This window comes from Sphingomonas sp. (assembly GCF_042096255.1).
GTDB lineage: Bacteria > Pseudomonadota > Alphaproteobacteria > Sphingomonadales > Sphingomonadaceae > Sphingomonas.
In genome coordinates, this window is the sequence record NZ_JBELLZ010000126.1 from 1 (window position 1) to 7,215 (window position 7,215).

Consider the following 7,215-nt stretch of genomic DNA (forward strand, 5'->3'; position numbering starts at 1 on the left):
TGAGGTCGGCGCCCTGGCTCATCGCGCTGTCCTGCGCGAGAACGGGCGCGGCGACAAGCAGGTCCGCGTCCGCTTCGGTTGTGACGCCTGGCCCGCGACCGGCGCGCTGATGGTGCAGAGCGCCGACGGCCTGCTCGACGTGACGATCGACATGGCGCCGGGCCACCTGCTTGCCTCGACCGACGACCTGGCGGGTGCGCTGGGGGCCGCGGGGCTGACGGTGGGCCGCGTGGCGGTCACCGAGGATGCGACCGGCTGACCTGAACAGGAACGCCGACGCGCCAAAACAGAAACGGCCCGGCAGGTCTCCCTGCCGGGCCGTTTCTGTTTGCCGATCAAGTCAGGATCAGTCGCGGCTGCCCAAGAAGGACAGCAGGAACTGGAACATGTTCACGAAATCCAGATACAGCGACAGCGCGCCCATGATCACCGCCTTGCCCATGAAGTCGGTGCCCTGCACCTCGTAATAGACCTCGCGAATGCGCTGGGTGTCATAGGCGGTAAGGCCCGCGAACAGCAGCACGCCGATCGCCGAGATCACCATCGAGAAGCCGGGCGACTTGAAGAACATGTTGGCGATCATCGCCACCAGCAGGCCGACCACGCCCATGATCAGGAAAGTGCCGAACGCCTGCAGGTTACGCTTGGTCGTATAACCGTAGAGGCTCAGCGCCAGGAACGCGGTGGCGGTGGCGAAGAAGGTGATCGCGATTGACGGGCCGGTGTAGATCAGGAAGATCGACGACATCGACAGACCCATCACCGCCGCAAAGGCCCAGAAGATCGCCTGCGCGGCACCGGTCGACAGACGCTGGATGCCGAAGCTCAGCACCATCACGAAGGCCAGCGGTGCCAGGGCGATCACCCAGCGCAGCGGCGTGCCCATCACCTGCGCGGCGAGCCCGGACGAGGCGAACAGCAGCGCGACGATGCCGGTGAGCAGCACGCCCGACGCCATGTAGTTGTAGACCGAGAGCATGTAGGACCGCAGCCCCGCGTCGAACGCGGCGTCGCGCGTCCCGGCGCGTGCGCCGCCGAACGGCACGGCACCCGGCCGGGGATCAGACCAATTTGCCATCGAGAAAAATCTCCTTTGCCCGGCCGCTTGCATCGTGCCGGATACGGCGAATATCGGCCCTTTGCCGATGACATTCAAGCGCGCGCCTCCGGCGCCGCCGTTCCTGGCAACAGTTCGTTACGTGAGGAGGCCCGATGCACCGGCTGTTCGTTGCGCTCCGCCCGCCAGCGCCGATTCGCGACCTGCTCGCCGACAGTATGGACGGGGTGCCTGCGGCGCGCTGGCAGGATGACGAGCAGCTGCATCTCACCCTGCGATATATCGGCGAGGTCGACCGGCGCGTCGCGGAGGACGCGGCGGAGGCATTGTCCGTGATCGCCGCGCCGGCGCCGGAGGTGGCGATCGCCGGCGTCGGCCGGTTCGAGCATAAGGGCCGCACCGAGGCGCTCTGGGCCGGCCTGACCCCGTACGATCCGCTCGCCGCGCTCCACCGCAAGGTGGATCGGGCGCTGGTTACCGCCGGCCTCGCGCCCGAGCGGCGCGCGTATCTGCCGCATGTCACGCTCGCCCGCTTGCCGCGCGGCGCGGGCGCGGAGGTGGAGGTCGCCGCCTGGCTCGCCCGCAACGCCGCGCTCGCTTCCGCGCCATTCACCATGGGCGAGATGATCCTTTACGAAAGCCGCCTCGGCCGCGCGGGCGCCAGCTACACGCCGGTGGCGGAGTGGCCGCTCGACTAGACCGCGCCCGAGAAGGTGTCGCACTGCGCCGGATCGCCGGTTTCCATGCCGCGGCGGAGCCAGAACTGGCGCTGCGCCGAGGTGCCATGGGTGAAGCTGTCCGGCACGGGCGCGCGACCCGACTCGCGTTGGAGCGTATCGTCGCCGATCGCCTGCGCCGCGCGCATGCCTTCCTCGATGTCGCCCGGCTCCAGCCGGTCGCGGTTTTGCGCCGCCCAGACGCCGGCATAGCAATCCGCCTGGAGCTCCAGCTTCACCGAGGCGGCATTGCCCTCGCGCTCGGAGCCGCTGCGCTGAATGCGAGACACATCGTCCGAGGTGCCGAGCAGGTGCTGAATGTGATGGCCGAACTCGTGCGCCACCACGTAATATTGCGCGAAATCGCCGGGCGCGCCGAAGCGGCGGGAGAGCTCGTCGAAGAAGCTGGTGTCGAGATAGATGTCGCTGTCGGTGGGGCAATAGAACGGCCCCATCGCCGCCTGCGCCGCGCCGCAGCCGGACTGGCCCTGCCCGCTGAAGAAGCGCAGGCCCGGCGCGCGGAACTGCCGGCCCGATCGCGCGAACAGCGCCTCCCAGGTGTTCTCGGCATTGCTGAACGCCTGGCAGGTGGTCCGCCGTTCCGGGCTCGCCTCGCAGATGCCCCGCGCACCGCCGCCGGCGGTCCGCTCGGTCTGCCGCGTGGGGGCATTCCCGCCACCGACGATGCTGCCAAGATTGCCGAGACCGCCGAACACCGCGAGCAGCAGCAGCACCACCACAATCCCGCCGCAGCCGAAGCGGCTACCGATCAGCGGCAGCAGGCCGAAGAGCAGCCCGCCACCGCCGCCGCCGAAGCCGCCGCGCGAGGTGGCGTCGCCGACGTCGATGTCGTTGTCATAGTCGTCGAGCCGCATGCCTGCCCCCTGATCGTTACCGTTCCGGCATGAACGGCGCGGGGCCTCACGGGTTGCACGGTGCTGCGATGCAGCGCATGACGCGGCCCGCAATGGCCGACGCTGATCCCCGATCGCGGCGCGACTGCGCGCTGCCGCTGCCCGAGCAGGTGGCGCTCGTTCTCCAGGGCGGAGGCGCACTTGGCAGCTATCAGGCGGGCGTGTTCGAGGCGCTGGACGAAGCGGCGATTGCGCCGGACTGGGTCGCCGGCATCTCAATCGGTGCGGTCAACGCCGCGATCATCGCCGGCAACCCGCCGGATCGGCGTGCCGATCGATTGTGCGAATTCTGGGAAGGCGTGACCGCCTGGCTGCCCAGCTTCCCGATCTGGCCCGACGACCGGGTTCGCGAGGCGGTGCACGAATGGTCCGCAGGGTTCGTCGCGCTTGCCGGCGTGCCGGGCTTCTTCGGGCCGCGCTTCGTTCCGCCGATGCTGGCCCCGCCGGGCACGCCCGATGCGCTCAGTTTCTACGATACGGCGCCGCTGCGCGAGACGCTGGACCGGCTGATCGACTGGGAGTTGGTGAACACCGGCCCGGTCCGGCTGTCGGTGGGCGCGGTGGACGTGGAGAGCGGCAACTTTCGCTATTTCGATACGGCGGCGATGCGGCTCGACGCGCGCCACGTGATGGCCTCGGGCGCGCTGCCGCCCGGGCTGCCGCCAGTGGAGATCGACGGTCGTTGCTACTGGGACGGCGGGCTCGTCTCGAACACGCCGCTCCAGCACGTGCTCGACCACCAGAATGCCGGCATGCTCGTCTTCCAGGTGGATTTGTTCCCCGCCGCCGCCGCGGAGATGCCGCGCACGATCACGGACGTATGGGCGCGGCAGAAGGAGATCGTCTATTCGAGCCGTACCCGCCAGATCACCGACGGGCTGCTCAAGCTGCGCGGCGAGCGCGAGCTGATCCGGCGGGTTGTCGGCAAGCTGCCGGAAGCGCTGCGCGAGGACCCGGACGTGCGCCGACTAGCGGCGATGGCGGCGGAGAAGCCGGTCAGCCTGGTTCACCTGATCTATCGCGCCAATGCCTGGGAGGGCGGCGCCCGAGATTTCGAATTCTCCACCCGCACCATGCGCGAACATTGGGCCGCGGGCCGCGCCGCAGTGGAAGCGACCATGGCCGACGCGGGACTGATCGCCGAGAATATCCTCACCGGCCACACCGCCGCCTTCGATCTCACACGATAGGAGAACCGCCATGTTCCTGAAGGGCAAGACCGCGCTCGTCACCGGCTCCACCTCCGGCATCGGCCTCGCCATCGCCAAGGCGTTCGCCGCCGAGGGCGCCGCAGTGATGATCAACGGCTTCGGCGATGCCGATGCGATTGAGAAGGAGCGCGCTGCGCTGACCGAGGCGAGCGGGGCGGGGGCGCTATACGATGGCGCCGACATGACCGATCCCGCCGCGATCCGCGCGATGGTGGCGCGCTGCCACGCCGAGCTCGGCGGGCCGGACGTGGTGGTCAACAATGCGGGCATCCAGTTCGTGTTGCCGGTCGCCGACTTCCCCGAGGAGAAGTGGGATGCGATCCTGGCGATCAACCTTTCCAGCGCGTTCCATGTGATGAAGGCGGCGATTCCGCTGATGCGCGAGAGGAAGTGGGGCCGCATCCTTTCCACTGCCTCGGCGCACTCGCTGGTCGCCAGCCCCAACAAGGCTGCCTATGTCGCGGCCAAGCACGGCATCGCCGGCCTCACCAAGACGGTGGCGCTGGAAGTGGCGACCGACGGCATAACCGCCAATTGCATCTCGCCCGGCTATGTCTGGACGCCTCTGGTCGAGAACCAGATCCCCGACACGATGAAGGCGCGCGGGATGACCCGCGAGCAGGTGATGAACGATGTTCTGCTCGCCGCCCAGCCGACCAAGCAGTTCGTAACGCCCGAGCAGGTCGCCGCCTTCGCGGTGTTCCTGTGCCGCGACGAGGCGGCGCAGATCACCGGCGCGAACCTGTCGATGGATGGGGGCTGGACGGCGGCGTGAGCGCCGTTGCGCTCGTCGGGACGGGGAGCGTGGGCATCATGATCGGCGGCAGCGTGGCGAGATACTGTTTGCCGTGCCGGTCGATCACGGTGACCTGCGGGTTCGCTGCCGCCACCGCCTTCAGATAGGATCGCGGCTTCTTCATCAGCCTGGGGAAGTCGACCACCGACAGGCCCGCCCGGCGCGCCGCCTCCTGGACGAAGTGAACGCAGTTGCGCGTCTCGAGCCGGTAGGTCGGGTCACCCGCCGGACTCCATTCGTCGATTAACGCCAGGATCGCGGCATATTGCGCGTCGGTGAGCACCAGCGAGAATTGTGCGTCGCTGCCGCGCAGATAGGCGGGCTTGGCCTGTTCGATCACGCCCTTCACCGGGCCGAACAGGATGGCGGGGCCGATCGTGTCCGGGCTGAAGCCCCAGTCGCGATCGACCGGCGGACCGCCGGCGTCGGGAATGCCACGCAGGGTGAAGAAAGCGTGGGGGAAGCTGTTGCCAAACTCGTGGCTCCAGAAGGTGATCGTCACCGCTCCCTGGGCGGGCACGGCCGCGTGAAGGAGGAGCATCGCCGCGAGCTGGAGGAGGAGGCGGATCATGTCGGTGAATTGTCATGGCTTTCGCGCATGTTCAACGACGAGGTCGGCGTGCTCGCGCTTCTCCGGGCGAATGTAGATCGAGGCGAGGCTGGGTTCCGCCGCCTTGAGCCGTGCCTCGAGACCCTCGATCAGCGTCTCCGCCTCGCCCATGGTCAGCGCATCGTCGAAGTCGGCGCTGACCGCCACGAACACGCTGGCCGGGCCGGTGTGGATGGTACGGACGTGGTTGACGCCGGTCACCCGTGGCTCTGCGGACACGATGGCGCGGATCCGCGCGATCACCGCCGGATCCGCGCGTTCGCCGATCAGCAATCCCTTCGATTCGCGGGCGAGCAGGATGGCGACCAGGCCCAGCACCAGTCCGATCAGGATCGAGGCGACGCCGTCGAAACGGGCGTCCTGCCAATGATGGCTGGCCCATACGCCTGCCGCGGCGATCAGCAGGCCGGCCAGCGCGGCCGAGTCCTCGAACAGCACGATGAATCCGCCCGGGTCCTTCGAGCGCTTCACCGCGGTCCACCAGCCGAGGTCGCCCTTCGAGCGGCCGAAGGCGCGTACCGCCAGCGCCCATGACGTGCCCTCCAGCGCGAAGGCAACCGCGAGGACGATGTAGTTGATCGTCGGATCGAGCAGCGGCTCGGGTTCGACGATATGGCGCCAGCCTTCGTATGCCGAGACGATCGCGCCGACCGCGAAGATCATGATCGCGACCACGAAACTCCAGAAATAGAGTTCGCGGCCATAGCCGAACGGGTGTTCGGCATCGGCTGGTCGCCGCGCGCGATGCTGGCCCCAGAGCAGCAGCACCTGGTTGCCGCTGTCCACCAGCGAGTGGATGCCTTCCGTCAGCATCGCGCTGGATCCAGAGATCGCGGCGGCGACGAACTTCGCCACCGCGATGCCCAGGTTCGCCGCAAGCGCGGCGAGAATGACGATGGTCGATTCGCGTTCGGCGGGTTTGGCCATGAGGCGTGCTAATGCGCCACGCCCCTTATTGTGCCGCCCTCGTCAGGCCGCGAACTGGTTCATCGTGTTGTGGGCGCCGCCGGCCTTGAGCGCGGCCTCGCCGGCGAACAGCTCCTTGTGGTCGTCGCCGATGTCGGAGCCGCTCATGTTCTGGTGCTTCACACAGGCGATGCCCTGGCGAATTTCCTGCCGCTGCACGCCTTTCACATAGCCGAGCATTCCCGCCTCGCCGAAATATTCGCGCGCGAGATTGTCGGTGGAGAGCGCGGCGGTGTGGTAGGTGGGCAGGGTGATGAGGTGGTGGAAGATGCCGGCGCGGGCGCTGGCGTCCTTCTGGAAGGTGCGGATGCGCTCGTCCGCTTCCAGTCCCAGCTCGGTGCCGTCATAGTCCGCGCTCATCAGGCGCGCACGATCATAGGCCGAGACGTCGCGCCCTTCCGCCGCCCAGCGGTCGTACGCCTGCTGGCGGAAGTTGAGCGTCCAGTTGAAGCTGGGCGAGTTGTTGTAGACCAATTTTGCGTCCGGCACGACCTCGCGGATGCGATCGACCATGCCGGCGATCTGCTCGATGTGCGGCTTCTCGGTCTCGATCCAGAGCAGGTCGGCGCCGTTCTGCAAGGAGGTGATGCAGTCGAGCACGCAGCGGTCGGCGCCGGTGCCCTCGCGGAACTGGTAGAGGTTGGAGGGCAGCCGCTTGGGCCGGACCAGCTTGCCGTCGCGCTCGATCACGACATCGCCGCGGAGCGAGGACAGGTCGGTCACCTCCTCGCAGTCGAGGAAGGCGTTGTACTGGTCGCCCAGGTCGCCCGCCTCGCGCGAGAAGGCGATCTGCTTGGTCAGCCCCGCGCCGAGCGAGTCGGTGCGCGCGACGATCACGCCGTCCTCCACGCCCAGCTCCAGGAAGGCGTAGCGGATCGCGCGGATCTTCTGGAGGAAGTCCTCGTGCGGCACGGTGACCTTGCCGTCCTGGTGGCCGCACTGCTT

9 protein-coding genes are annotated in these 7,215 nt (G+C 68.1%); 4 read left to right on the forward strand and 5 right to left on the reverse strand.

The features are described from left to right. Positions 1–259: hypothetical protein (locus ACFDTH_RS16445; protein ID WP_375288642.1), on the forward strand; the 259-nt coding region annotated here is incomplete at its 5' end. 87 nt (positions 260–346) lie between these two features. Here ACFDTH_RS16445 and ACFDTH_RS16450 read toward each other — a convergent pair. After that, a complete protein-coding gene (locus ACFDTH_RS16450; protein WP_375288643.1) occupies positions 347–1,078 on the reverse strand; it encodes a Bax inhibitor-1/YccA family protein in 732 nt (243 codons plus the stop codon). A 134-nt stretch (positions 1,079–1,212) separates the two neighbouring features. Here ACFDTH_RS16450 and thpR point away from each other — a divergent pair, with 134 nt between their 5' ends. Further along, positions 1,213–1,755 carry an RNA 2',3'-cyclic phosphodiesterase gene (gene thpR, locus ACFDTH_RS16455; RefSeq protein ID WP_375288644.1) on the forward strand — a complete coding sequence of 181 codons (543 nt, stop codon included), beginning with the start codon at positions 1,213–1,215 and terminating at the stop codon, positions 1,753–1,755. Here the strand turns inward: thpR and ACFDTH_RS16460 are convergent. Further along, a complete protein-coding gene (locus ACFDTH_RS16460; RefSeq protein ID WP_375288645.1) occupies positions 1,752–2,648 on the reverse strand; it encodes a neutral zinc metallopeptidase in 897 nt (298 codons plus the stop codon). The genes thpR and ACFDTH_RS16460 overlap by 4 nt on opposite strands. Before the next feature lie 92 nt (positions 2,649–2,740). On the opposite strand from ACFDTH_RS16460, the gene ACFDTH_RS16465 reads away from it, so the two are divergent. Then, positions 2,741–3,877 carry a patatin-like phospholipase family protein gene (locus tag ACFDTH_RS16465; RefSeq protein ID WP_375288646.1) on the forward strand — a complete coding sequence of 379 codons (1,137 nt, stop codon included), beginning with the start codon at positions 2,741–2,743 and terminating at the stop codon, positions 3,875–3,877. A 10-nt stretch (positions 3,878–3,887) separates the two neighbouring features. After that, entirely contained in the window at positions 3,888–4,673 is a 786-nt protein-coding gene (locus tag ACFDTH_RS16470; protein ID WP_375288647.1) for a 3-hydroxybutyrate dehydrogenase, read from the forward strand. Here the strand turns inward: ACFDTH_RS16470 and ACFDTH_RS16475 are convergent. The 3 genes from ACFDTH_RS16475 to ACFDTH_RS16485 all read right to left on the reverse strand — a co-directional run. Continuing rightward, positions 4,627–5,265 carry a hypothetical protein gene (locus ACFDTH_RS16475; RefSeq protein WP_375288648.1) on the reverse strand — a complete coding sequence of 213 codons (639 nt, stop codon included), beginning with the start codon at positions 5,263–5,265 and terminating at the stop codon, positions 4,627–4,629. The two genes, ACFDTH_RS16470 and ACFDTH_RS16475, sit on opposite strands and share 47 nt — an antisense overlap. A 12-nt stretch (positions 5,266–5,277) precedes the next feature. Next, on the reverse strand, positions 5,278–6,231 hold the full coding sequence (locus ACFDTH_RS16480; protein ID WP_375288649.1) for a cation diffusion facilitator family transporter: 954 nt from the start codon (positions 6,229–6,231) through the stop codon (positions 5,278–5,280). A gap of 42 nt (positions 6,232–6,273) precedes the next feature. Next, positions 6,274–7,215: isocitrate lyase (locus tag ACFDTH_RS16485; RefSeq protein ID WP_375288650.1), on the reverse strand; the 942-nt coding region annotated here is incomplete at its 5' end.